The sequence below is a fragment of the Streptomyces sp. 11-1-2 genome (assembly GCF_003595545.1).
In the GTDB taxonomy this organism is placed as follows: Bacteria; Actinomycetota; Actinomycetes; order Streptomycetales; family Streptomycetaceae; genus Streptomyces; species Streptomyces hygroscopicus_B.
This window is the reverse complement of sequence record NZ_CP022545.1, coordinates 3158670-3182675: the sequence shown is the minus strand read 5'-3', so window position 1 is coordinate 3182675 and position 24006 is coordinate 3158670. Positions and strand designations below refer to the sequence as shown.

Genomic DNA, 24006 nt, shown 5'->3' with positions numbered 1-24006 from the left:
GACGGTTGACCGGCCAGGTCCGACCAGGGCTGTGGTCAGGCGTCCACGGCGGTGACCAGGACGGCCACCGTGGGCGGCTGGTCCCCCGGGGCCGGGGCCGGGGCGGACTGCGCCACCGCCGTTCGTACCGCCCGCGCCACATCCACGGCGCGGTGATCCGCCGCCACGGCCAGCTCGATCCGGATGTGCGCGCCCTCGATCCGCACGGGCCGGGGCGATCCCAGCACCGACGCGAGCCGGGCGACGCCGGGCACGGATGCGGCGGCGCGAGCGGCGGCCGCGGCGGTGGGATCCGGGTCGGGGCGTTCGACCGACGTCGGCTGTGGCGGGGGTTGGTTTTGGTGGGGTCGTGGGGCCACCGGAGCCGAGGGCGGGGCCGGGAGTTCGTCCAGCACGTCCGTCACCCGTACGTCCACCGCCTCCACCAGGAGTCCCAGCCGGTCCGTCGCCGCGTCGAGGAGTACGTCGCGCAGTCGGTCCGCCGTCACCGGAAGCGGTTCCTCCAGCGTCGCCCCGCACTCCGCCGCGATGCACAGCGCTCCCGGCGGCAGCGCGCTCGGCGGGGGCGGTACCGCGGGCGTCGCGGCGGTGTCGGGGTCGGCGGGCGCGATCCGAAGCGCTCCCAGGTGTGCGTCGGGGACCTGGTCGGCGGCCCGCCGGAGCACCTCGCCCGCCGCGTGTTCGGTGATCCAGGAGCCGTCCTCCCGCTCGCCCAGGGGCAGCAGCCGTCCGAGCCGAAGCTGCTCCCTTACGGTCTGCGCGAGCCGGTCTGTGACCACCGTGTCACCCCTTGGCGCCGGACGGGACCGAGCCCTGCTGGTCTCAGCCTGCCGTGTGCTCACAGCCTGCCGTATCGATCGCGCGAGTGCCGCATCTCCGAGGCGGTTCGGGGAAGGTCCCTTTATGGTTGGCAGTAGAGCGAGCGGAAACCTCTTCGACCGCTCTTCGCCTCGGAAGGGACGATCGGTGATGTCCGAGACCGCACCACGGAACCGACCCGAGAACCCCGCCACAGAGCCCGCCGCAGGCACTCCCAGGACCCTGGGCGCCAGGGGCGGCATCGCCCCGGCCGCCGACCGGCCCCGGCGCGGCGGAGGCGATCCAGGCTCGCGGGGGCGCACCACCATCTCCGATGGCGTCGTCGAGAAGATCGCGGGTATGGCGGCCCGCGATGTGGTCGGCGTCCATGCGATGGGTGGTGGTCTCGCGCGAACCTTCGGAGTCGTACGGGACCGGGTGCCCGGTACCCGGTCGGTCGCCCGCGGGGTGAAGGCGGAGGTGGGAGAGGTACAGACGGCCCTCGACCTGGAGATCGTGGTGGACTACGGCGTCTCCATCGCCGATGTCGCACGGGCCGTGCGGGAGAACGTGATCGCGGCGGTCGAGCGGATGACCGGCCTCGAAGTGGTCGAGGTCAATATCGCGGTCAGCGATGTGAAGTTGCCGGACGAGGAAGAGGAATCGCCGGAGCCGCGGCTCCAGTAGGCCGGTAGCGGTTCCGGTTGGCTCCAGCAGGGGAGCACACGATGAGCATGGCCGTGGTCGGGATGATCGCGGGGATGGCGCTGGCTTTCGCCGGTTACTTCGGTGGTTTCGGGGCCTTTCTGCTGGTGGCGGCGCTGGGCGCCGTCGGGTTTATCGTCGGCCGGTTCCTGGACGGTGATCTGGAACCGGGCGACTTCTTCCGTTCCCGTGGCCGTGATGACGGACGGCCACGGTGAACACTTTGACGACGACAGGCGCGATGACGGCGGCAGAAGCCGTGACGACGGCAAGGGCCGTGGCGGCGGCAGGGGCCGTGGCGGCGGCAGGGGCCGTGGCGGCAGTTGAGGCCATGCCAGTTGAGGCCATGACGACAGTAAGGACGCGCCGTGGTCGAGCCGAGTGAGCGGGGTGCGACGCGTATCGCGGACCGGGTCGTCGCGAAGATCGCCTCGCAGGCGGCGCGGGAGGCGCTGCGGGCTGACGAGGCCGGCGCCGCGGACGCCAATGCCATGGACGCGGCTGCCGCTGCGGATATGGCGGATGTAGCGGACGTCGTGGATACCGCGGACGTTGCCCTTACCGATGCCGCCGCCGCGCGGCCACACGCGGTCGCGGTGGTGCGCGGGGACGTCGCGCGCGTCCGGGTCGCCGTCGAACTGGGCTATCCCTCGGACATCGGCGCACACTGTGGTGCGGTGCGTCGTCATGTGATCGAACGGGTAGGCGAGTTGACGGGCATGGAGGTGCCCGAGGTCGTGGTGACGGTCGAACGACTGCATGTGCCGCAGTGGGAGCACCCGGAGCGGAGGGTGCGTCGGGGGAGGGACAGGGTGCGATGAACGCGGACCAGAAGATGCGTCAGTCCACCTCGGCGTCGGCGTACGGCGGGAGAGCGGGCACGGGTGCCCGGGACGGGGATCCGCCCGTGCCTACGAGGCGCTTCTGGTCCGTGCGGCGGGTACCGGCCGGGATCGTCGCCCTGGTCATCGCCGCCATCAGCGGGCTGCTGCTGTACGACGTGGCGGCCGTGCGCTCGGGTCGGCCCGGCATGCGATGGCGGGAATGGCTCGCCGATGAACTTGCCGCACGGCCGCTGGACGACGCGTGGATCATGGGCGGGGCGGCGGCGTTGGCCGCGCTGGGAGTGTGGATGGTGGTCCTCGCGTTGGCGCCGGGGCTGCGTGGGCTGCTCCCGATGCGTCCGTCGGAGACGGGGGCTGAGGCGGAGGCGGGGCCGGGGAAGGGTGTGGAGGCGGGCGCCGGGGCCGGGGCGGGGCCCGGGGCCGGGGGCGCCGTACGGGCGGGGATCGACCGGACCTCGGCGGGTCTGGTGCTGCGGGACCGGGCGATGGAGGTGCCCGGTGTGCGGTCCGCCCGCGTGGACGTCGGCCGTCGGCGGGTCAGGGCCCGCGCGCTGGCCCACTTCCGCGATCTCGACGAGGTACGGGCGGATCTGGACGCCGCCCTCCACGAGGGCATCCGGCAACTGGGCCTGGCCCGACGGCCCGCCCTGTCCGTCCGTGTCCGGCGGTCGGCGAAGTCGAAGGGGTGAGCGCGCCATGCTGAGGGTCGTCAACCGGGTGCTGCTGGGGGTCGTGGGTCTGGTGCTGGCCGGGGTGGGCGCGGTGGTACTGGCCGGGTGGCCCCCGTTCGACGGGCGGAGTGATGTGCTGCTGAGCCGGGCGGATCGGACGCGGTGGCGGGACGCCGGATGGTGGTGGCCGGCCGTCATCGCGGTGCTGGCGGTGCTGTTCGTGCTCGCGCTGTGCTGGTTCCTGGCCCAGTTGCGGCGGCGTCGGCTGCAGGAGGTGCTGGTGGAGACGGGCGACGGCGAGGGCGCCCTGCTACGGGGGCGGGCCCTGGAGGCGGCGCTCCTGGCGGACGCGGAGTCGCTGGACGGTGTGGAGCGGGCCCACGTCCTGCTGCGAGGCCGACGGACCACGCCGGAGGCGCGGATGGGTCTGGTGCTGGAGCCGCGCGCCGAACCAACGCTGACACTGGACGCGCTGCGGGCGGAGGCCCTGGAGCGCGCACGGAGCTCGGCGGGCCTGGAGCAACTCCCGGCGGAGGTGCGCCTGAGGGTGGCCCGGCATGGGGCGGAGCGGGCGCGGTAGGTCTGCGGGGTGCGGGGTGCGGGGTGCGGGGTGCGGGGTGCGGGTGTGGTGGTGGTTGCTGGGGTGCGCGGTGGGTTCGGGGGTGGGTGCCGGGTGCGGGGTGCTCCGGGGCGGGGCCCTGGACCGTATATTTACGGCGCCATTGGCCGGGGGCGTTGAGTTGGTCGGGGATTGGCGCCACAAATACACGTAAGCGTCCAGGACCCCACCCCTGCGACCCCGCCCCCTCCCGTCTCGTCGGCGCCCGCGCCCCGGTGGCACAGGCCGCGCGTACGTCCCGCGTTCGGCCCGGGGGTCGGGTGTTGGGTGGTGGGTGTGGCCCCGTCCCCTCCCGTCTCGTCGGCGCCCGCGCCCCGGTGGCATGGGCCGCGTGTACGTCCCGCGTTCAGCCGGGGGCCGGGTGTTGGGTGGGTGCGAGCCCGCCCCTCCCGTCTCGTCGGCGACCGTGCCTCGGTGGCACGGGCCGCGTGTACGTCCCGCGTTCGGCCCGGGGGTCGGGTGTTGGGTGGGGGTGGGTGTGGCCCCGTCCCCTCGCGCCGTGTTGCGGGTACCGTCGGTGGCGCGGGTGGTGTGCGGTTTCGGATTGTCCGGGGCGGAAAATTCAGCCCCTCCGGCGTTTGAGGAGCGGGGTCCGGGGCGGAGCCCCGGTGGGGGTCCAGGGGGCGGAGCCCCATTCCGCGCGGCGGAGCCGGGAAGGGGCGGGGTGGGGGCTGTCCGCCGGAGGCGCCCCCAAGCCCCCTCAGATGTTGTGCAGGGCCCCGCCATCCACCGGCAGCATCAGCCCGGTGAGATACGACGCCGCAGGCGAGAGCAGAAACGCGGCGGCCTTGCCGAATTCCTCGGGCGTCCCATACCGCCGCAGCGGAATCGCCGCCGCGTTCCGTTCCCGCGAGGCCTCCGCGTCGCCGGAGAGGGCGTCGAGTTCGCGGACGCGGTCGGTGTCGATGCGGGCCGGGAGGAGGCCCACGACGCGGATGCCGCGGGGGCCGACCTCGAGGGAGAGGGACTTGGCGAAACCGGCGAGACCGGGTCGCAGGCCGTTGGAGACGGTGAGGCCGGGGATCGGCTCGCGGACGGAGCCGGAGAGGACGAAGCCGATCACGCCGCCGGAGGGGAGCTGCTCGGCGGCCGTACGGGCGAAGCGGACGGCGCCGAGGAAGACGGAGTCGAAGGCGGCCTGCCACTGGGCGTCGGTGATGTCGGCCGTCAGCCCGGCCGGCGGGCCGCCGACGCTGATGAGGACGCCGTCGAAGCCGCCGAAGCGCTCGCGGGCGGTGGCGATGAGCCGGGCCGCGGTCTCGGGGTCGGCGTTGTCGGCGGCGACGCCGACGGCGTTCAGGCCAAGGTCGGCGGCGACGGCGGCCGCCTTATCGGCGTCGCGGCCGGTGATGACGGCCTTCGCGCCGTCGGCGATCAGCTCACGGGCGGCGGCGAGGCCCAGCCCGCGGGTGGCTCCGGTGACGATGTACACCCGGTCTTTGAGTCCAAGATCCATGGAGTCAGTCTGCCCTGGGCCGTTCCGCGAGGGTGAGGGCGGTCCCCACGAGGCCGATGTGGCTGAACGCCTGGGGGAAGTTGCCGAGCTGTCGGCCGGTCGCCGGATCGTACTCCTCGGCGAGCAGTCCGACGTCGTTGCGGAGCGCGAGGAGGCGTTCGAAGAGCGCGCCGGCGTCCTTGTGGCGGCCGGCCAGGTGGAGGGCGTCGGCGAGCCAGAAGGAGCAGGCGAGGAAGGCGCCCTCGGAGCCGGGGAGGCCGTCCACACCGTCGGCGACGGTGTAGCGGCGGATCAGGCCGTCCTCGCTGAGCTCGCGGCGGACCGCGTCGATGGTGCCGATGACGCGGGGGTCGGTGGCCGGGAGGAAGCCGACGCGGGGGATGAGCAGGGTCGCGGCGTCCAGCTCGGGGGAGCCGTAGGACTGGGTGAAGGTGGACCGCTCGGGGTCGTAGCCCTTTTCGCAGACCTCGCGGTGGACGGCGTCGCGCATGGCGCGCCAGCGGTTCGCGTCGCCGCTCAGTTCGGGGGCGGCCGCCATGGTGCGGACGGCGCGGTCGGCGGCCACCCAGGCCATGACCTTGGAGTGGACGAAGTGGCGGCGGGGCCCGCGGACCTCCCACAGCCCCTCGTCGGGGTCGCGCCAGGCGGACTCCAGGAAGTCCATGAGCGCGGTCTGGATCTTCCAGGCGTGCGGTTCGGCGGGCAGCCCGGAGGCGCGGGCGAGGTGGAGGGTGTCGAGCACCTCGCCGTAGACGTCGAGCTGGCGCTGGTCGACCGCGCCGTTGCCGACCCGGACCGGGGCGGACCGCTCGTATCCCTCCAGCCAGGGCAGCTCGTGCTCATGGAGCCGGCGCTCGCCCCCGAGGCCGTACATGATCTGCAGCTCGGCCGGGTCACCGGCGATCGCGCGCAGCAGCCAGTCGCGCCAGGCGGCGGCCTCCTCGTGGTAGCCGGCGCGGAGCAGGGCGTTCAGGGTGAGGGTGGAGTCGCGCAGCCAGCAGTAGCGGTAGTCCCAGTTGCGGACCCCGCCGAGCCGTTCGGGCAGCGAGGTGGTGGGGGCCGCGACGATGCCGCCGCTCGGGGCGTAGGTGAGCGCCTTGAGGGTGATCAGGGAGCGGATGACGGCGTCCCGGTGCGGGCCCTCGTAGCGGCAGCGGGCGGCCCAGTCGCGCCAGTCCGCCAGGCTGGAGCGGAGGGAGTCGTACGGGTCGATGAGCCGGGGGCGGGGCTCGTGGGAGGGGTGCCAGGTGAGCACGAAGGCCACTCGGTCCCCGGCCGAGACGGTGAACTCGGAGCGGGTGCTGAAGTCCTTGCCGTAGGTGTGGACCTCGGGCTCCGAGCGCAGCCATACGGAGTCCGGCCCGGCGACCGCGATCCGGTGGCCGTCGGTGCGGCGCATCCAGGGGACGATCCGGCCGTAGTCGAAGCGCAGCCGGAGGACGCCGAGCATCTCGACGCTGCCGGAGACGCCCTCGACAATGCGGACGACGTCGGGGGCGCGATCGCGCTGCGGCATGAAGTCGATGACCTTGACCGTGCCGGTCTCCGTCTCCCAGACCGACTCCAGGACGAGGGAGTCGTCGAGGTAGCCGCGGCGGGTGCAGGCGCCCGCGCCCTTGGGGGCGAGCCGCCAGTGGCCGTTGTCACGGCCGCCGAGGAGCGCGGCGAAACAGGCCGCTGAGTCGAAGCGGGGCAGGCACAGCCAGTCGATCGAGCCATGGCGGCTGATCAGGGCCGCCGTCTGGTGGTCGCCGATGAGGGCGTAGTCGTCGATGTGCTGGGCCATGTCCGGGCGCCTTCCCCCGGAAGGCGGATTCTAGGCCCGGACGGCGCTCAGTCCGCCGTGGCCGCGGCGGGGACCTTCTCCGGGATGGCCGCCGCCTTCGCGGCCTCGGCGGCGCGGTCCCGGCGCTCGCGGCGGGCCAGGACGACCCAGCCGATCGGCACACCGGCGGAGAACAGCCACCACTGGACGGCGTACGCCATGTGCGGGCCGATGTCGCTGTGGTTGGGCGCGGGGACCGGCTGGGGCTGCTTGTCGCCCTTGGGGGAGGACGAGGTGAGCTCGATATAGCCGCCGAGGACGGGGCGGGACAGCGCCTTCGCCCGCTGCTCGCTGTTGATCAGCGAGACCTGGCGGGGCGGCAGCCCCTGCTTGTCCTTGATGCCGCTGTTGCCGGTGGTCTCGTCGGCCTTCAGCCGGCCGGTGACGGTGACCTTGCCGGAGGGGGCGGCGGGGACCTTGGGGAACGCGGTGAGGTCCGTACCGGCCGGGATCCAGCCCCGGTTGACCAGGACCGCGCGGTCGTCCGGGAGCAGCAGCGGGGTGAGGACGAAGTAGCCGATGGACTGCTCGTCGGAGCCGGTGCGCTGGCGGACGACGACCTCATGGGCGGTGTCATAGGTGCCGGTGGCGGTCACCGTGCGCCAGGTGTCGTCGCGGGCGACCGTACGGCCGGGGGAGGTGAGCTTGTCGACGGCCACGGCAGGGGCGGCGAGGCTGTCCCCGATCAGCTGGTTCTGCGCGACCCGGTGCTCATGGCGGTGCAGCTGCCAGAAGCCCAGCCTGATCATCGTCGGGATCAGCGCCAGGGCGACGAGTGTGAGGATCACCCACTGCCGGGTCAACAGGAAGCGGTACACGTCCTTGACCCTACTCGGCGTGGATTGTCCCTCGGCCGCTGGGGGCGGCCCAGGCACAATCCACGCAGGTGGCCGGGTTCACACATGGTCGACGATGCCCACCTTCCCTTCCGCCCGAGCGCAGTGCGCACAGCAGAAGAACTGGCCGTCCGCCTCCACGCCCTGCCCGATGATCTGGGCGCGGCAGTGTTCGCAGATGGGCGCCATGCGGTGGATGGCGCACTGGAAACAGTCGAAGACGTGCACATCGCCCTGCGCGTGCACCTCGAATGTCATCCGGTAATCGTTTCCGCATACCTCACAACGTGCCATGCGCCTCAGCGTGCGGGCCCGCGCGGTGGCGGGCGAGCGGTGGCCGGGCGCGTCGCGCCGACTTCACCTGTTTGTCGGCGGCGCTGGGGTGACGTCCTGGAGGAGCTGCATGAACGCCGCCTCGTCGATCACGGGCGTGCCGAAGGACCGGGCCTTGGCGGTCTTGGACGTGGGCGAGTCGGGGTCGTTGGTGACCAGCACGCTGGTGAGCCGGGAGACGCTGGTGGCCACGTGCAGCCCGGCCTCGATCGCCCGGTCCTCCAGCAGCTCGCGGTCGACGGAGGTGTCCCCGGAGAACGCCACCCGCATGCCCTGGACAAGCTGCCCGCCCGGCTCGTAGCGCCCGGGGTTGGGGTAGGGGCAGGCGGGGCGCTTGCGGCTGGGGCGCCAGGTCTGCCGGTACGAGCGCTGGCGGCCGATCGCCGGGCCGTCGGACCACTCGGTGAGCGGCTGGCAGGCCAGCAGCGGCAGGCGCAGCCCGGTCTCGGCGGCCCGGTGGAGGCTGGGCCGGAAGGTCTCGGCGAGCACCCGCGCGTCGTCCAGGGCGTGGTGGGCGCGCCGCTGGACCACTCCGTAGTGCGCGGCGAGGGTCTCCAGCTTGTGGTTGGGCAGCGGCAGGCCCAGCTCCTTGGAGAGGGCGATGGTGCACAGCCGCTGCCGCACGGGCGCGGCGCTCTTGGAACGGGCGTACTCCCGGGCGAGCATCGACCAGTCGAAGGCGGCGTTGTGCGCGACCAGGACGCGGTCGGCCAGGCGCTCGGCGAGCTCCCCGGCGATCTCGGGGAAGCGCGGGGCGCCCTCGAGCACCTCCTCGGTGAGGCCGTGGATCCACACCGGGCCCGGGTCGCGCTCCGGATTGACCAGGGTGTACCAGTGGTCCTGCACCGCGCCCCGGGCGTCGAGCTGGTAGACCGCCGCGGAGACGATCCGGTCGTCGCGGGCCAGGCCGGTGGTCTCCACGTCGACGACCGCGTAACCCTGCGGATAGGCGGCCGGCCAGGAGGACGGCGGTGCGGGGTGCGGTGCGGCTGTCGTGGGGTCTTCGAGCATGGTCAATGAGGATACGGGCCGCCGCCGACAACCCTGACCGGCGGGCCGGTCGGGGCAGGCGGAGCCCCGGGGTTGACGGGGCGTCGGGGCCGGGCGGTGGGTCAGAGCTGGGACAGGGCCAATTGCAGATCGATGTCGCTGGTGAGGATGCGGCCGGCGCGCTTGTCTCCCGGGCGGTCGGGCACCGTGACCTGCACGCCGGGCGAATCCCCGGTGAGAACGGTCACCTTGGCGCCGTCGAAGCGCGGGGCCCGCTGCTCGATGACGGACCTCAGCCGGCCGGCGGCGCGCTCGGCGGTCCGTTTGCCTTCGGTGAGGGCGCAGATGACCCCGGATGTCTCCTTCGCGGACTTCGCCCGCTGTCCGGTGGCCGACAGGCGCACGGTGTTCTTGGCGTGCTCGGCGTTCTTCCCGCCGAAGTCGACCCGGTAGGCATCGCCCAGGCAGTGGTCCAGGGCCTGGTAATCCGGGTCGTCCGCCAGGGACTTGCCCTTGGCCGGGCGCACCGAGGACAGGTCCTTGCCGGCGAAGCCGAAGGAGAGCTCGTCCCGGGCGATCCGGAGGGTTATGCCCTCCTTCTTCCAGATGGTCTCGCCGTGCCAGGTGGTCCGGGCGAATCCGCCCGCCTTGAGCTTGGCGGTGATGCCATCCGCGTCGAAGGAGCCGTCCCAGTGCCCGGCGTAGCCATTGGTCACATCGGTGTCGATCATGGCTGGATCGAGGCCGTAGGCATGGGCGTTGAAGCGGTAGCCGCTCAGCAGTGGGCTGCCCGCCTGGCCGACCGTGCGGAACCGCTGGGAGCCGCCCTTCTCCAGGGAGCGCACCCGGTCGGCGTCGAGATAGGAGACCTGGGCCCCCGTCGCGCCCGCGACCGAGATGTGCCCCACCGCGGCCATCAGGGGTGAGGGGGAGTCATCGTCGCCCGACCCGGAGGAACACCCCGTGGTGAGCGCCGACAGCAAGCAGGCGAGGGCTATGCCGCCGGTCCGGAACCGTTCTCTGGCTCTGCGCACAGGCGGGGAGCTTAATCGGCCATGCGCCCCTGGGCGACCCCTGTTGTTGACATCCCATCTACCATACTTGTTGGTAACTACCCCTAGCGGCGGCCTTACGAGCGGTTCTATGTTGCGGACATGCCGCACCTGCCCAATGCCGTGTTGTGGTCGATACCGGCCTTTGTCCTGCTCACCGTCGTGGAGATGGCGAGCTACCGCTTCCATCCCGACGACGATGCCGAGGGCTACGCGGCGAAGGACGCCGCGACCAGCGTCACCATGGGGCTCGGCAGCCTCGTCTTCGACCTGGTGTGGAAGATCCCGATTGTGGCGATCTACGCCGCCATCTACGAACTCACCCCACTGCGCGTCCCGGTGCTGTGGTGGACGCTGCCGCTGATGCTGCTCGCCCAGGACTTCTTCTACTACTGGTCGCACCGCGGGCACCATGTCATCCGCATCCTGTGGGCGTGCCATGTGGTGCACCACTCCAGCCGCAACTTCAACTTCACCACCGCCCTGCGGCAGCCCTGGACCACCTGGACCGTGTGGCCGTTCTACGTGCCGATGATCGCGCTCGGGGTGCACCCCGCGACGGTGGCGTTCTGCTCGTCGGTGAACCTCGTCTACCAGTTCTGGATCCACACCGAGCGGATCGGCACCCTGCCGCGCCCCATCGAGTTCGTCTTCAACACCCCCTCGCACCACCGCGTCCACCACGCCTCCCAAGGCGGCTACTTGGACCGCAACTTCGGGGGCATCCTCATCGTCTGGGACCGGCTCTTCGGGTCCTTCGTCCCCGAGATCGAGCGGCCCGTCTACGGCCTGACGAAGAACATCGACACCTACAACCCACTGCGGGTGGCCACGCACGAGTACGCGGCCATCGCCCGCGACATCGCGGCGGCGCGGGGCTGGCGGGAGCGGGCGGGCCGGGTCTTCAGGGGGCCGGGCTGGCAGCCCGGGCCGGTACCGGAGGGCGGGTCGGCTACGGAGATCGGGCCTGCTACGGAGCCCGGGTCGCCTCCGGAGGCCGGGCCGCGGGAGCCGGTCGGCGAGAGCGTGCGGTGACGGCCGCCGCCGGGCGCGCGACGAGGGCCCTGCCCGCCCTCTTCGCGCTGCTGACCGCCGTTCACCTGGGCGCGCTGCTCATGGACGCCACCACCGTCGTTCACCTCACCAAGCCCGCCCTGATGCCCGTCCTCGCCGCCTGGGCCCTGGTGCGCGGTGGGCCGTGGCCGCTCCCCGCCGCGCTGGTGTGCGGCTGTGGCGGCGATGTGCTGCTGCAGATCGGCGGTGAGACCGCGTTCCTGGCCGGAATGGGGTGCTTCGCGGCCGGGCACCTCTGCTACCTGGCGCTGTTCACCCGTGCCGGGCGGGGCGCCCTGTTCGCCCGCGCCGGGTGGCCTCGTACGGCGCCCTGGGTGGCCGCCGGGTACGGGGCCGCGTGGCTGGGCACGGTGGCGCTGCTGTGGCCCGGCCTCGCCTCGCATCTGCGGCTTCCCGTCGCGGGCTACAGCCTGCTGCTGACGGTCATGGCGCTGGCCGCGCTCGGGGCGGGCCCGTGGACGGGGCTCGGCGGGGCGCTGTTCATGCTGTCCGACACCCTGATCGCGGCCGGGCTCGCCGACTGGCCACGGCCGCCGGTGCCCCAGTTCTGGATCATGGCCACCTATATCGCCGCCCAGTGGCTGCTGATGGCGGGAGCGACGCGAGGCACGCTCCCGCGTCCCGGGCCACAACCGGCGCTCGTCGGGCCGTGAGAGGCGCTCGTCAGACTGGAACGGGCGCCCGTCGGGCCACAACCGGCGCTCGTCAGGCCGTGGCGGGCAGCCGCCTCAGCCGGACCACCCGCAGCGGGTCCGACGGGCGGTCATGGCTCAGCTCCCAGCCCCGGGCCCGCGCCGCCTCGATGACATAGCCCGCGCCCACCCCGCGGTACTCGCGCACGTCGACGTCGTGCGGGCCCGGCGGCGGGGCCTTCTTCGCCTTCTGGGCGGCCAGCTCCTTGCTGGTCCAGGCGGCGATGCGCTTGTCGACCCGGGCCCGGTAGAAGGCCGCGTCGCCCTCGTGCCGCAGCTCCGGGAGCGTCACGCACCAGGCGGGCCACACCGCCACGCTGTCCCCGAACTTGTCCATCAGGCCGAGGAACCCCTTCTCGAACCCGGGGATGACCGTAAGGATCTCGGCCACGATCCCGAAGGCGATGAAGCCGAGGAAGATCACCACGATCAGCGCCCACCACAGCGGCAGAAGCAGCACGGTCAGCACGAACCGGATCAGCAGCCAGAAGGCCGGCCGCGGGGGCAGCGGTCCCCAGGGGGCGTCGTGGTGCACGGGAACGGGGTCCTCTCGCCGCTACATGGGGGACGTGTACGGGCCGCCGGGCGGCTGATCCACCCCGGCGGCCCGTGCATTGTGTCAGCCGGTCACTTCTCGACGGCGTCCAGGGCGTCCGCGAGCCCGGCACCGTAGAAGCCGTTGTAGCGCTTGCCGCCCTCGCACACCGCGTCGACCGTGCCGTCGCCGTCGATGTCGTACGGCGTCGGGCAGGCGAGGTCATCGGCCTCGGCCTTCAGCAGCGCCTTCACCATCCAGGGGGAGGCGTGCGGATGGGTGCTCTTGACGAGCGCCGCGACACCGGCGACATGCGGCGAGGCCATCGAGGTGCCCGCCATGTAGCCGTACTGCCCGCCCGGCAGCGTGTTGTAGATCAGACCGCTGGTCGCCGGGGGCTCCGGCTTCTGGTAGATGGTGCTGTCGCCGCCGGGGGCCGCGATGTCGATGATCCCGAGGCCGTAGTTGGAGAACGAGGACTTGAGGTTCTTGGCGCCGGTCGAGGCGACCGTGACGACACCCGGCAGCTGGGTCGGGATGTCCAGGCAGACGCTCGGGTCCACCTCCCGGTCACCGGGGGTGGTGTCGTTGGGGCTGGAGGGGTCGGTGATGGTGTCCGAGGTCAGGTCGTAGTTCTCGTTGCCCGCCGCGGCCACATTGACCACGCCCTTGCGCTCCGCGTACGACGAGGCCCGGCGCACCGCCTCGACCAGGGCCTTCTGGTCCGGGTCGGTGGTGCAGTTGAAGTACCACGGGTCGGTGTAATAGCTGTTGTTGGTGACGTCCACGCCGTGCTCGGCGGCCCAGATGAAGCCGCAGACGACCGCCTCGGTGTAGAAGAACCCGGCCGTCGTGGACACCTTGATACCGGAGACCTTGACGCCCGGGGCCACGCCGGTGACGCCGATGCCGTTCTTCGCGGCGGCGATCTCACCCGCGACATGGGTGCCGTGCGGGGACTCCTCCGCGGTCGGCCGCCAGGCGCCGTCGGCGGTGTCCGGCTTGCCGGTCACACAGTTGACGGACGCCTTACGGTCGAAGTTCGGCGCCAGGTCGGGGTGGGTGTCGTCCACACCGGTGTCGATGACCCCGACGGTGACATTCCGGCTGCCCAGGCTCTTCTCATGCGCCTTGTCCGCCTTGATCGCCGGCAGATCCCACTGCAGCGGCTCCAGCGGGTCCTGCCCGGCCTTGGCCTTCGCCGCCACCGCCTGCCGCTCCTTCTCGCTCAGCAGCTTCGGCGTATCGATGTCGTCGGTGGACTGGGCCGGCAGCGGGGCGGTGCGGGTGTTACCGGCGGAGGCGACGCCGCGGACCTTACGGACGCTCTTGGCGAAGTCCGGGTTGGCGGAGTGGACGACGATGACGCCGATCCGGTCGTACGACACCACGACCGTGCCGCCGGCCTGGGCGATGGCCTTGCGGATCCGGGACGGGTCCTGCCCCGGGCGGGTGTTGACGACATAGCTCAGGGACGGACCGTCGGCCGCGGTGGCCGCGGAGGCGTGGCCGTCCCGTCCGAGAGCGGTGGCGGTGGTGGGCAGGAAGGCCAGCGCGGTGGTGAGCGCCATGGCGGCGGGTATCGCGGCGGTGCGCAGCGGCAGGGAGGTGCGGCGCGGCGTCATGGGTACTCCGGTTCTCTCGATTGGGTGAGGAGGCTCTGGGCGGACGGACCGGGCTGGATGGACAGCGTTCCGGACCGGGGGCGCGGACGCGCGCTCAGCGCGCCACTCGGGGGACGTGGAGCCCCCGGGCGCGGGCGGCGGCCCAGCGGGCCGCGTCAACGGCCGCGGTGCGGCCGGGGTCATCCGCACAAGCGAATGTGCGCGCCCTCGGGGCGCGGATCCCGCACGCCGCCTCGATGCCCCGGGACGCCGCGAGACCGGGGCAGAGGCGGCGGGGAGTGGCGATGGGGTGGTGCGAGGCCGACGGACCGTCAAAAGTCCGCCGTCCGGGTCTTGGAGGAGCCGATCTCAGATGAGCCATGGGGTCTCCACTTCATCCGTACGGGCCGCCCGAACGCCGTCGGCGTCTGGACGGGTACATGACGAAGGAAGCTATCGCTGATCAAGGTCGGACATCAATGCATTCCGGAAGAAAACCCGCCACAGTACCCGGAGTCGATCCGTCCTCCGAAGTTGTATCCGTCTTTCAACCAACCCGCCCCTGTCGTAGCGGGTCGGCGTCGCCCTACCATGCGTGATCTGGATCACCTCCGCCGCCGTATTCATCCCCGTCGGACCCACTCACCAGGAGAGACCGTGGATACCGCCCCGGCCAATGATCGTCCCGACGATCAGCGGCAACGAGACCGTTCTTCCTACGCCGAGGTGCAAGCGAGCGCGGAGTTCGGCGAACTGCGCGGTGCCCACCGCTCGTTCGCCTTCCCGCTCACCATCGCGTTCGTCACCTGGTACCTGCTCTACGTACTGCTGTCCAACTACGCGGGCGACTTCATGGGTGCCAAGGTCGTCGGCCATGTCAACGTGGCCCTGGTGTTCGGGCTCGCCCAGTTCCTGACGACCTTCCTCATCGCCTGGTGGTACTCCCGGCACGCCGCCGCCAAGCTCGACCCCCGCGCCGAGGCGATCAAGTCCCGTATGGAGGAGCGTTCATGAGCTTCCATCTGCTCGCGGCCGAGAGCGCCTCGGACAACCGGCCGCTGATCATCACGCTCTTCGCGGTCTTCGTCCTGGCGACCCTCGGCATCACCATCTGGGCGGGCCGGCAGACCAAGGACGCCAACGACTTCTACGCCGGCGGCCGCCAGTTCTCCGGCTTCCAGAACGGCCTCGCCATCTCCGGCGACTACATGTCCGCCGCGTCCTTCCTCGGCATCGCCGGCGCCATCGCGCTCTCCGGCTACGACGGCTTCCTGTACTCGATCGGGTTCCTCGTCGCCTGGCTGGTCGCCCTGCTGCTGGTCGCCGAGCCGCTGCGCAACTCCGGGCGCTACACGATGGGCGACGTCCTCGCCTACCGGATGCGCCAGCGCCCGGTGCGCACCGCCGCGGGCGTCTCCACCATCGTCGTCTCGATCTTCTATCTGCTGGCGCAGATGGCGGGCGCCGGTGTGCTGGTCTCCCTGCTGCTGGGCATCACCAGCGAGGCCGGGAAGATCCTCATCGTCGTCCTCGTGGGCGTCGTGATGATGCTCTACGTCACCATCGGCGGCATGAAGGGCACCACCTGGGTGCAGATGGTCAAGGCCGTGCTGCTGATCGCGGGCACCCTGCTGATCACCTTCCTGGTGCTGCTGAAGTTCAACTTCAACATCTCCGACCTGCTGGGCGAGGCGGCCAAGAACAGCGGCATCGGAGAGTCGTTCCTGGAGCCGGGGCTGAAGTACGGGCTCAACGCCACCACCAAGCTCGACTTCATCTCCCTTGGCATCGCCCTGGTCCTGGGCACCGCGGGACTGCCGCACATCCTGATCCGCTTCTACACCGTGCCCACCGCCCAGGCCGCCCGTAAGTCGGTCAACTGGGCCATCGGCATCATCGGCGTCTTCTACCTGATGACCATCGCGCTGGGCTTCGGCGCCGCCGCCCTGCTCGACCACGACGCCATCATCGCCTCCAACAAATCCGGCAACACCGCGGCCCCGCTGCTCGCCGAGGAGATCGGCGGTGGACCGGACTCCACGGGCGGCGCCATCCTGCTCGCGGTGATCTCCGCGGTGGCGTTCGCGACGATCCTCGCCGTGGTCGCCGGACTCACCCTCGCCTCCTCGTCCTCGTTCGCCCACGACCTGTACGCCAATGTCATCCGTAAGGGCAAGGCGACGCAGAAGGAGGAGATCTCGGCGGCGCGCTGGGCCACCGTCGGCATCGGCACCGTCGCCGTCGTCCTCGGGGTGTTCGCACGAGATCTCAACGTCGCCGGACTCGTGGCGCTCGCCTTCGCGGTCGCCGCCTCCGCCAACCTCCCGACCATCCTCTACAGCCTGTTCTGGAAGCGCTTCACCACCCAGGGCGCCCTGTGGTCCATCTACGGCGGACTGATCTCCTCGGTCTTCCTGGTGCTCTTCTCGCCCGTCGTCTCGGGCAAGGAGACCTCGATGTTCCCGGACGTGGACTTCCACTGGTTCCCGCTGGAGAACCCCGGCCTGATCTCCATCCCGCTGGGCTTCTTGCTCGGCTGGCTGGGCACCCTCGTCTCCAAGGAGCAGCCGGACAAGGACAAGTACGCCGAGCTGGAGGTCCGCTCGCTCACCGGTCACGGCGCCCACTGATCCGCCCCGACCACCCGCGCGGCCCCTCCCTGTCACACCCGTCGCGTACGCTGCGGGACAATTGACCACAGTGCACGTGATGTCAACCGTGGAGGGGCCGCACCATGCTGATCGACACCTATGGTCGCGTAGCCACCGACCTGCGGGTCTCCCTGACCGACCGCTGTAATCTCCGCTGCACCTATTGCATGCCGGAAGAGGGCCTGCAGTGGCTCGCCAAACCGGACCTGCTCACCGACGACGAGATAGTCCGGCTGATCGGGATCGCCGTCACCGAGCTCGGGGTCACCGAGGTCCGCTTCACCGGCGGTGAGCCACTGCTGCGCCCCGGTCTGGTCGGCATCGTGGAGCGCTGCGCGGCCCTCGCCCCGCGTCCTCAGATGTCGCTCACCACCAACGGCATCGGGCTGCAGCGCACCGCCCAGGCCCTGCGCGACGCGGGCCTGGACCGGGTCAATGTCTCGCTCGACACCCTGCGCCCGGAGGTCTTCCAGGCCCTGACCCGGCGCAAGCGCCATGACGATGTGCTGCGCGGCCTCGACGCGGCGCGCACCGCCGGGCTGACCCCGGTGAAGGTCAACACCGTGCTGATGCCCGGGCTCAACGACGACGAGGCGCCCGATCTGCTCGCCTGGGCCCTGGAAAACGACTATGAGCTCCGCTTCATCGAGCAGATGCCGCTCGACGCCCAGCACGGCTGGAAGCGCGACGGCATGATCACCGCCGGGGACATCCTGACGAGCCTGCGCACCCGCTTCACCCTCACCGCCGAGGGCGAGGACAAGCGCGGCTCCGCGCCCGCCGAGCGCTGGCTGGTCGACGGCGGCCCGGCCCGGGTCGGCGTCATCGCCTCGGTCACCCGGCCCTTCTGCCGCGCCTGCGACCGCACCCGGCTGACCGCCGACGGACAGGTGCGCACCTGTCTGTTCGCGCGCGAGGAGTCCGATCTGCGCGGAGCGCTGCGCTCCGGCGCCCCGGACGAGGAGATCGCCCGGCTGTGGCGGCTGGCGATGTGGGGCAAGAAGGCCGGATCCGGGCTCGACGACCCGACGTTCCTCCAGCCCGACCGCCCGATGTCGGCGATCGGCGGATGACGGTCCGCGGGGTCGGTGATGAGGGGCGGGGAGTGGCCGCGGTCAGTGGTCGGCGGCCGACCACTCCGCCAGCGTCACCACGTCCTTGAGGAAGCCCCGCATTCCGAGGAACTCCGACAGATACTCGCGGTGCTCCTCGCAGGCCAGCCAGGTCTTGCGCCGCTCCGGGGTGTGAATTTTGGGATTGTTCCAGGCCAGCACCCATACGGCCGGGGCACGGCAGCCCTTGGCGGAGCAGATCACGGTATCGGTCTCGGCGGAGGTCTCGCGGGTGTTCACACCGCAGACTCTACGGAAGGCCCGGCGGACATGACGACGCCGGGCAGCCACGGGGGGAGCCGCCCGGCGTCGGTCCGTCGCTCCGACGGGGGATGCGGAGCGCGTACGCAGTATGTCACGAGGGATGGGGCCCGGTGCACCGGTCCTGCACTATTGATCTGAGGTTTTCTTGAGCTTGCTGAAACGCGGCAGGTCAGCCCCGCTCGGCCCGTCCAGGCTCGCTGATATGTCCGACGTCCTCCGGGACGGATTCCGTCCCACGGGAATCGGTCGGCTCCTCGCCGCGCCCGGCGATCAGCATCGGACGGGGCGGGGTCGGGATGAAGGTGGTGGGCAGCGAAGTGGAGTTCTCCCGGCCCGCGTTGGCGATTACCACCGCGATGTAGGGCAGCACCACGCCCAGCACCAGAGCCACGATGGCCACATGGCGCTCCACGTTCCACAACACCGCCGCCAGCACGACCGCGAGGGTCCGCACCGACATCGAGATCACATAGCGTCGCTGCCGGCCGCGGATATCATCGGCCAGCCCCTGCCGGGCTCCGGTGATCCGGAAGACTTCCGCATTGCCATGCTTCCGCATCACGTTCCACCACCTGATCGCCGAGCGGGCTTCCCCCGCTCTGGGACGTACTCAACGTTACGCCGCGTCTGCTGTCGGTTCGAGACCGGGGCGCCCTGACGGGTGCTGTCCGGGGTGCGCCAGAAGGCGTACCGGCCCTCCGGCGTGCGCCGTACCCGAAGTGGCCGAACACTGGAGGGGGTGTGCATCTCCCGTGCATCCCTTCGCCGCGCGTGTCATGGAGGCGACATGAACTGGCTATGGGCGATCGTCGTGGGTTTGATCCTGGGTGTGATCGCCAGGGCGATTCTGCCCGGCAAACAGGCCATTCCGCTCTGGCTGACCTGCATCTACGGCATCCTCGGCAGCATCCTGGGCAATGCGGTGGCCGGCTGGATCGGAGTCAGGTACACCGAGGGCTTCGACTGGATCCGGCATCTGCTCCAGTTGGCGGGCGCGGTGCTGATCGTCGCCCTGGGCACCCCGCTGTGGCACTCCATCCGCGGCGGCGGACGCAGACACGGTGCCGAGCGGACCTGAGCGGCGGTCGCCGGGAACGAGGCGCGCCGCCCGGGGGTGCCGACACGACGGCGGCGGTCGGCGCGCGTGGTGGACGCGCACCGGCCGCCGCTTTCGTCCAGCGCTGAAGTGGGCGGGTTACACCCCGCGCACCTGGGCGATCTTCCGCCCGGCCTTGAGGTAGACCGTGCCGGAGCCCGCCGTCACCCCGGTGGACGCCAGCGTTTCCGCGATCACCTCGGCCAGCGGGCGCACCGCCTGGGCCTCGGGCAGCACCACCGACTCCTGGCCGCCCTCGGTCTCGATCACCAGCCGCAGCCCGTTCTGCTTGGCGACCCGGCGGGCGGCCGAGGCGCTGGGCTGGAACTCCAGCACCTTGCTCAGCACGGTCGCGATGGCCTCGGTGCCGTGCTCCCCGGCGTCGACCACCGGCAGCGTCCCGACGTCGGTGAAGCTCTTCTTGGAGAACTGGGCGACGAAACCCGCACGGGCCGTCATCGCCTTCTCGATGCCGTACAGCGCCGCCACGACCTCACCCGCCAGGACCTTCTTCAGATCCATCGGGTGCAGCGACCGGTCCTCCACCCGGGCGGTCGCGGCGGCGATCTCCGCGTCCGTCCATTCGGTCCATGCCTCCAGGTACGGCTTCATCAGCCGGTCCGGAATCGACATGATCTTTCCGAAGACATCGTCGGCGGTCGCGGACAGCGCGACGTAGTTGCCCTTGGACTTGGACATCTTGGCGCCGGTGCCGTCCGTGCCCTCGATCAGCGGCATCGTGACCACCAGCTGCGGCCGCTGCCCGCGCAGCTCCATCAGCTTGCGACCCATCTGCAGATTGAGCAGCTGATCCGCGCCGCCCAGCTCCACATCGCACTCCAGCGCCACCGAGTCGAGGGCCTGCGCGATCGGGTACAGCAGCTCGGACATGGTGAGCCCCGAGCCGGCGGCCAGCCGGTTGCGGAAGTCCTCGCGCTGCAGGAGCTGGGAGACCGGCACCTGGGAGAGCAGCCCCAGCAGCTCGGGGAAGGTGTACGGCGCCAGCCACTCGCTGTTCTGCCGGAAGCTGACCTTCTCGAAGTCGAAGAAGGGCCGGACCTGGTCCTGGTAGCCCGCGAGGTTCCGGGCGATGTCCTCGTCGGTCAGCGGCGGGCGCTCCGCCGTACGGCCCGACGGGTCGCCGATCTTGGCCGTGAAGTCGCCGATCAGCAGGGTGACGTCATGCCCCATGCGCTGGAAGCGGCTGAGGATGATCATCGGCACCACATGGCCCAGATGCACATCGGCGGCCGTCGGGTCGATGCCCAGCTTGATGCCCAGGCCCTGGCCCGCGCCGCGGCGCTCCTCGATCCGCTTGGCCAGCTCCGCCACGCCGGGCAGGATCTCGACCGTACGGGACGCGATCAGCTCGGCCTGCTCCGTCGGCGACAGGTCCGTCAGATCGATATAGCGCCGCGAGCCCGTCTCCTCGAGCAGTTGCTCGACGGTCTTGTCGGAGGAGAGGTCCTGGGAGAGGAGCTCGGTGGCGCGGGCGACGGATTCGCCGAGGCGTGTCATGGCGTTCCTGTTGATAGACGAAACGGATACGGATCAGATCGATCGGGCGTGGACCAGTCTATTCGGCTCGTTCACACCCCCTTGCTGACCGAGCTCATATTGAAGTCCGGGATGCGCAGCGCGGGCACCGCGGCGCGGTTGAAGTAGTCGCTCCACTCCCGCGCCAGCGTCCGCTCGGTGCGGCCCGCCTCGGTGGCGCGGGCGAGCAGATCCACCGGCGATTCATTGAACCGGAAATTGTTCACCTCGCCGACCACCTCGCCGTTCTCCACGAGATAGACGCCGTCCCTGGTCAGCCCGGTCAGCAGCAGCGTCGCCGGGTCGACCTCGCGGATGTACCACAGGCAGGTCAGCAGCAGCCCACGCTCGGTCGAGGCGACCATCTCGTCCAGCGAGCGGGTGCCGCCCGCGTCCGCGATCAGGTTGTCGACGGGGGGAGCGAGGGGCAGCCCGGTGAGCCCGGCCGTGTGCCGGGTGGTGATCAGATGCTGGAGTACGCCGTCGCGGATCCAGTCGGTCGCGGACAGCGGCAGACCGTTGTCGAAGACCGACGCGTCGTCCCCGGACGAGTGCGCGATCACGAACGGCGCCGCCTCAAGACCCGGCTCGGCCGGGTCGCTGCGCAGTGTGAGGGGCAGCTCGGACAGCTTCTCGCCGACCCGGGTGCCACCGCCCGGCTTGCCGAAGACCGTACGGCCCTCCGTCGCGTCCCGCGCCGAGGAGGACCAGAGCTGGTCGATCAGCAGATCGGCCACCGCGCTCGGGGGCAGCAGCGTCTCGTAACGGCCCGCCGGGAGCTCCACCTTCCGCTCGGCCCAGGCGAGCCGCCGGGCGAGCTCGGCGTCGATCGCGGCCGGGTCCACGTCGGTGAAGTCGCGGGTGGCCCGCCCGGCCCAGGCCGAACGCGTCCGGTCCGGGGACTTGGCGTTGACCTCCAGCGTGCCGGTCGGCTGGTCATGGCGCAGCCGCAGCCCGGTGGAGCTGCCCAGATAGCTGGAGACCAGCTCATGGTGGGCGAATCCGTACAGCTCCCGGCCGCCCGCGCGGGCCCGGGCGAAGGACTCGCCGAGGGCGGGGGCGAAGTCGGCGAACACCTCGGAGGAGGTCACGGCGGGGGAGTCGGCGAAGCCCGGGGAGACCGCCGCACCCGGATCCCGCTCCACCAGCGGCTGGGCGTCCTCGGCCGGCTCCGCCTCCCGCGCGGCCGCCTCGGCGGCCCGGACCAGCGGCTCCAGCTCCTCGACGGTGACCGCGGACCGCGACACCACGCCCGAGGCGGTGCCCTGCCCGCCGTTCACGGTGGCCACGACGGTCAGGGTGCGGCCACGGGTGACGCCGTTGGTCGTCAGGGCGTTGCCCGCCCAGCGCAGATTGGCCGTCGAGCTCTCGTTCGCGATCACCACACAGCCGTCCGCACGGGACAGCTCCAGGGCGCGCTCGACGATTTCATGCGGCTTGCTGCTCATCGTCCCGCCTCCTGGGTGGTGTTGAGGATGTTGACCCCGCGGAACAGCGCCGACGGGCAGCCGTGCGAGACGGCCGCGATCTGCCCGGGCTGGGCCTTGCCGCAGTTGAAGGCGCCGCCCAGGACGTACGTCTGCGGGCCGCCGACGGCCGTCATCGAACCCCAGAAGTCGGTGGTGCTGGCCTGGTAGGCGAAGTCGCGCACCTGCCCGGCGAGAGCGCCGTTCCTGATGCGGTACGCCCTTTGCGCTGTGAACTGGAAGTTGTACCGCTGCATATCGATCGACCAGGAGCGGTCGCCGACCAGATACAGACCGTTCTCGACGTCCCCGATCAGCTGCTCCGTCGAAGGGCCGCCGGGGGCGGGCTGGAGCGATACGTTCGCCATCCGCTGCACCGGCACATGGCCCGGCGAATCGGCGAACGCGCAGCCGTTGGACCGCTCGAAACCGGTCAGCCGGGCGATCCGGCGGTCCAGCTGATACCCGACGAGCGTGCCGTCCTTCACCAGATCCCAGGACTGCGCCGCCACCCCCTCGTCGTCGTACCCGATGGTGGCCAGCCCGTGCTCGGCCGTCCGGTCCCCGGTCACGTTCATGACCGGGGAGCCGTACTTCAGCGACCCGAGCTGATCGAAGGTGGCGAAGGAGGTGCCCGCGTACGCCGCCTCGTAACCGAGCGCGCGGTCCAGCTCGGTGGCGTGGCCGATCGACTCGTGGATGGTCAGCCACAGATTGGACGGGTCGACCACCAGGTCGTACGACCCGGCCTCGACGGATGGCGCGCGCATCTTCTCCGCGAGCAGCTCCGGGATCTCCGCGAGCTCTCCGTCCCAGTCCCAGCCGCCGCCCGCCCCGGGCCCCGCGGTCAGATACTCCCAGCCGCGCCCGACCGGCGGGGCCAGCGTGCGCATCGAGTCGAACTCCCCGCTCGCCGGGTCCACCGCGACGGCGGTCAGCTGCGGATGGAGCCGGATGCGCTGCTGGGTGGTCGTGGTGCCCGCGGTGTCCGCGTAGAACTTGTTCTCGTGGACGGTCAGGAGCGACGCGTCCGCGTGCGCGACCCCGTCGGCCCGCAGCAGCCGCGCGCTCCACTCGGCGAGCAGCCCGGTCTTGTGGGCGTCCGGCACCTCGAAAGGGTTGACCTCATACGACGAAACCCAGGTCCTGTCGGCATGCACCGGCTCCGCCGCGAGCTCCACCCGCTCATCGGACCCCGCGGCCTCGATCACCTTGGCCGACAGCTTCGCCATCGCCACCGCCTGCGAGGCGACGCGGGCGGCGGCGTCCATGCTCAGGTCCACCCCCGACGCAAACCCCCACGCCCCACCGTGCACCACCCGCACCGCATACCCCAGGTCGGTGGTGTCCGAGGCCCCGGACGGCCTGGCATCCCGCAACCGCCAGGCGGCACTGCGCACCCGCTCGAACCGGAAGTCGGCATGCTCGGCCCCGAGCGCGCGTGCCCGCGCGAGCGCCGCGTCGGCGAGCGCCCTCAGCGGCAGCGCGAGGAAGGACGGATCAATCTCGTGCGCCACGGGCGACTCCCCTTCGTCGGTGTACGTCCGGTTGGTTGGTGTCCGTCGGCAGTGAACCATGGCTGCACGGCACAGGGCGCCGCTTTCGCCGCGGATGCCGGGCCTCGCGTCTGTAACGTGGTCCCCCGCCTTGCCAGTCGTAGTATGAGGCCATCGGGCCGTGAACTCGACCGAAATCGTCAGCGCGGGTCTTTCGGTTCCGGCAACCCATGGAGAACGTAGATTGCCTGACGCTGCTCTTCCACGGTGCCTACCTCTGAGCAGGGTGCTGGATCGAGAATGTAAACCTCTGTTTGGTTCACAGTGCGATTCCTGGGGTCGAACGTGTA

25 protein-coding genes are annotated in these 24006 nt (G+C 71.2%); 11 read left to right on the top strand and 14 right to left on the bottom strand.

Features of this window, described 5'->3' with window-relative positions; all coding sequences use genetic code 11:
- Positions 1–35: 35 nt before the first annotated feature.
- On the bottom strand, positions 36–779 hold the full coding sequence (locus tag CGL27_RS13360; protein ID WP_119986831.1) for a nucleopolyhedrovirus P10 family protein: 744 nt from the start codon (positions 777–779) through the stop codon (positions 36–38).
- A 190-nt stretch (positions 780–969) separates the two neighbouring features.
- On the opposite strand from CGL27_RS13360, the gene CGL27_RS13355 reads away from it, so the two are divergent.
- The 5 genes from CGL27_RS13355 to amaP all read left to right on the top strand — a co-directional run bounded on the left by CGL27_RS13355 (position 970) and on the right by amaP (position 3599).
- On the top strand, positions 970–1485 hold the full coding sequence (locus CGL27_RS13355; RefSeq protein ID WP_119986829.1) for an Asp23/Gls24 family envelope stress response protein: 516 nt from the start codon (positions 970–972) through the stop codon (positions 1483–1485).
- Between the two features lie 41 nt (positions 1486–1526).
- A complete protein-coding gene (locus CGL27_RS13350; RefSeq protein WP_078640735.1) occupies positions 1527–1721 on the top strand; it encodes a hypothetical protein in 195 nt (64 codons plus the stop codon).
- 150 nt (positions 1722–1871) lie between these two features.
- Complete coding sequence (locus CGL27_RS13345) at positions 1872–2324, top strand: hypothetical protein (RefSeq protein ID WP_119986827.1); 453 nt, start codon at positions 1872–1874, stop codon at positions 2322–2324.
- Positions 2321–3037, top strand: a complete 717-nt coding sequence (locus tag CGL27_RS13340) for a DUF6286 domain-containing protein (protein WP_119986825.1) — start codon at positions 2321–2323, stop codon at positions 3035–3037. The genes CGL27_RS13345 and CGL27_RS13340 overlap by 4 nt, the downstream gene beginning before the upstream one ends.
- Positions 3038–3044: 7 nt before the next feature.
- Positions 3045–3599 (top strand): alkaline shock response membrane anchor protein AmaP, encoded by a 555-nt coding sequence (gene amaP, locus CGL27_RS13335; RefSeq protein WP_119986823.1) that lies wholly within the window; start codon positions 3045–3047, stop codon positions 3597–3599.
- Positions 3600–4338: 739 nt separating this feature from the next.
- Here the strand turns inward: amaP and CGL27_RS13330 are convergent.
- The 6 genes from CGL27_RS13330 to CGL27_RS13305 all read right to left on the bottom strand — a co-directional run bounded on the left by CGL27_RS13330 (position 4339) and on the right by CGL27_RS13305 (position 10112).
- The gene (locus CGL27_RS13330; protein WP_119986821.1) at positions 4339–5094 is read right to left on the bottom strand and encodes an SDR family oxidoreductase; all 756 of its coding nucleotides are present in this window, start codon (positions 5092–5094) and stop codon (positions 4339–4341) included.
- Between the two features lie 4 nt (positions 5095–5098).
- On the bottom strand, positions 5099–6880 hold the full coding sequence (locus CGL27_RS13325) for a glycoside hydrolase family 15 protein (protein ID WP_119986819.1): 1782 nt from the start codon (positions 6878–6880) through the stop codon (positions 5099–5101).
- A gap of 47 nt (positions 6881–6927) precedes the next feature.
- The gene (locus CGL27_RS13320; protein WP_119986817.1) at positions 6928–7737 is read right to left on the bottom strand and encodes an SURF1 family protein; all 810 of its coding nucleotides are present in this window, start codon (positions 7735–7737) and stop codon (positions 6928–6930) included.
- A 78-nt stretch (positions 7738–7815) separates the two neighbouring features.
- On the bottom strand, positions 7816–8049 hold the full coding sequence (locus CGL27_RS13315) for a hypothetical protein (protein ID WP_078640728.1): 234 nt from the start codon (positions 8047–8049) through the stop codon (positions 7816–7818).
- 63 nt (positions 8050–8112) lie between these two features.
- Positions 8113–9099 (bottom strand): DEDDh family exonuclease, encoded by a 987-nt coding sequence (locus CGL27_RS13310; protein ID WP_119986815.1) that lies wholly within the window; start codon positions 9097–9099, stop codon positions 8113–8115.
- A 101-nt stretch (positions 9100–9200) separates the two neighbouring features.
- Entirely contained in the window at positions 9201–10112 is a 912-nt protein-coding gene (locus tag CGL27_RS13305; RefSeq protein ID WP_162952973.1) for a hypothetical protein, read from the bottom strand.
- A gap of 120 nt (positions 10113–10232) precedes the next feature.
- Between CGL27_RS13305 and CGL27_RS13300 the strand changes: the two genes are divergently transcribed.
- A complete protein-coding gene (locus CGL27_RS13300) occupies positions 10233–11165 on the top strand; it encodes a sterol desaturase family protein (RefSeq protein WP_119986811.1) in 933 nt (310 codons plus the stop codon).
- A complete protein-coding gene (locus CGL27_RS13295) occupies positions 11162–11857 on the top strand; it encodes a lysoplasmalogenase (RefSeq protein ID WP_119986809.1) in 696 nt (231 codons plus the stop codon). Before CGL27_RS13300 ends, CGL27_RS13295 begins: the two co-directional genes overlap by 4 nt.
- A gap of 52 nt (positions 11858–11909) precedes the next feature.
- On the opposite strand, the gene CGL27_RS13290 is transcribed toward CGL27_RS13295, so the two are convergent.
- Together CGL27_RS13290 and CGL27_RS13285 are read right to left on the bottom strand one after the other, a co-directional pair.
- The gene (locus CGL27_RS13290; protein WP_119986807.1) at positions 11910–12431 is read right to left on the bottom strand and encodes a hypothetical protein; all 522 of its coding nucleotides are present in this window, start codon (positions 12429–12431) and stop codon (positions 11910–11912) included.
- A 92-nt stretch (positions 12432–12523) separates the two neighbouring features.
- Positions 12524–14056: a S8 family serine peptidase gene (locus CGL27_RS13285; protein WP_119986805.1), complete on the bottom strand. Its 1533-nt coding sequence runs from the start codon at positions 14054–14056 to the stop codon at positions 12524–12526.
- Between the two features lie 636 nt (positions 14057–14692).
- Here CGL27_RS13285 and CGL27_RS13280 point away from each other — a divergent pair.
- The 3 genes from CGL27_RS13280 to moaA all read left to right on the top strand — a co-directional run bounded on the left by CGL27_RS13280 (position 14693) and on the right by moaA (position 17759).
- Positions 14693–15049, top strand: coding sequence for a DUF485 domain-containing protein (locus tag CGL27_RS13280; RefSeq protein WP_078640722.1), 357 nt, complete (start codon positions 14693–14695; stop codon positions 15047–15049).
- Complete coding sequence (locus CGL27_RS13275) at positions 15046–16665, top strand: cation acetate symporter (protein WP_078640721.1); 1620 nt, start codon at positions 15046–15048, stop codon at positions 16663–16665. The genes CGL27_RS13280 and CGL27_RS13275 overlap by 4 nt, the downstream gene beginning before the upstream one ends.
- Positions 16666–16769: 104 nt before the next feature.
- On the top strand, positions 16770–17759 hold the full coding sequence (gene moaA / locus CGL27_RS13270; protein ID WP_119986803.1) for a GTP 3',8-cyclase MoaA: 990 nt from the start codon (positions 16770–16772) through the stop codon (positions 17757–17759).
- Between the two features lie 42 nt (positions 17760–17801).
- On the opposite strand, the gene CGL27_RS13265 is transcribed toward moaA, so the two are convergent.
- Positions 17802–18038: a hypothetical protein gene (locus CGL27_RS13265; protein ID WP_078640719.1), complete on the bottom strand. Its 237-nt coding sequence runs from the start codon at positions 18036–18038 to the stop codon at positions 17802–17804.
- Positions 18039–18231: 193 nt separating this feature from the next.
- Positions 18232–18621, bottom strand: a complete 390-nt coding sequence (locus tag CGL27_RS13260; protein ID WP_119986801.1) for a DUF3099 domain-containing protein — start codon at positions 18619–18621, stop codon at positions 18232–18234.
- 228 nt (positions 18622–18849) lie between these two features.
- Here CGL27_RS13260 and CGL27_RS13255 point away from each other — a divergent pair, with 228 nt between their 5' ends.
- Positions 18850–19140, top strand: a complete 291-nt coding sequence (locus CGL27_RS13255; protein WP_119986799.1) for a GlsB/YeaQ/YmgE family stress response membrane protein — start codon at positions 18850–18852, stop codon at positions 19138–19140.
- Between the two features lie 117 nt (positions 19141–19257).
- On the opposite strand, the gene tyrS is transcribed toward CGL27_RS13255, so the two are convergent.
- The 3 genes from tyrS to CGL27_RS13240 form a co-directional block, all read right to left on the bottom strand.
- A complete protein-coding gene (tyrS, locus tag CGL27_RS13250; protein ID WP_119986798.1) occupies positions 19258–20676 on the bottom strand; it encodes a tyrosine--tRNA ligase in 1419 nt (472 codons plus the stop codon).
- Positions 20677–20747: 71 nt separating this feature from the next.
- Positions 20748–22142, bottom strand: a complete 1395-nt coding sequence (locus CGL27_RS13245; RefSeq protein WP_119986796.1) for a metallopeptidase TldD-related protein — start codon at positions 22140–22142, stop codon at positions 20748–20750.
- Positions 22139–23677: a TldD/PmbA family protein gene (locus tag CGL27_RS13240; protein ID WP_119986794.1), complete on the bottom strand. Its 1539-nt coding sequence runs from the start codon at positions 23675–23677 to the stop codon at positions 22139–22141. The genes CGL27_RS13245 and CGL27_RS13240 overlap by 4 nt, the downstream gene beginning before the upstream one ends.
- Between the last annotated feature and the right edge of the window lie 329 nt (positions 23678–24006).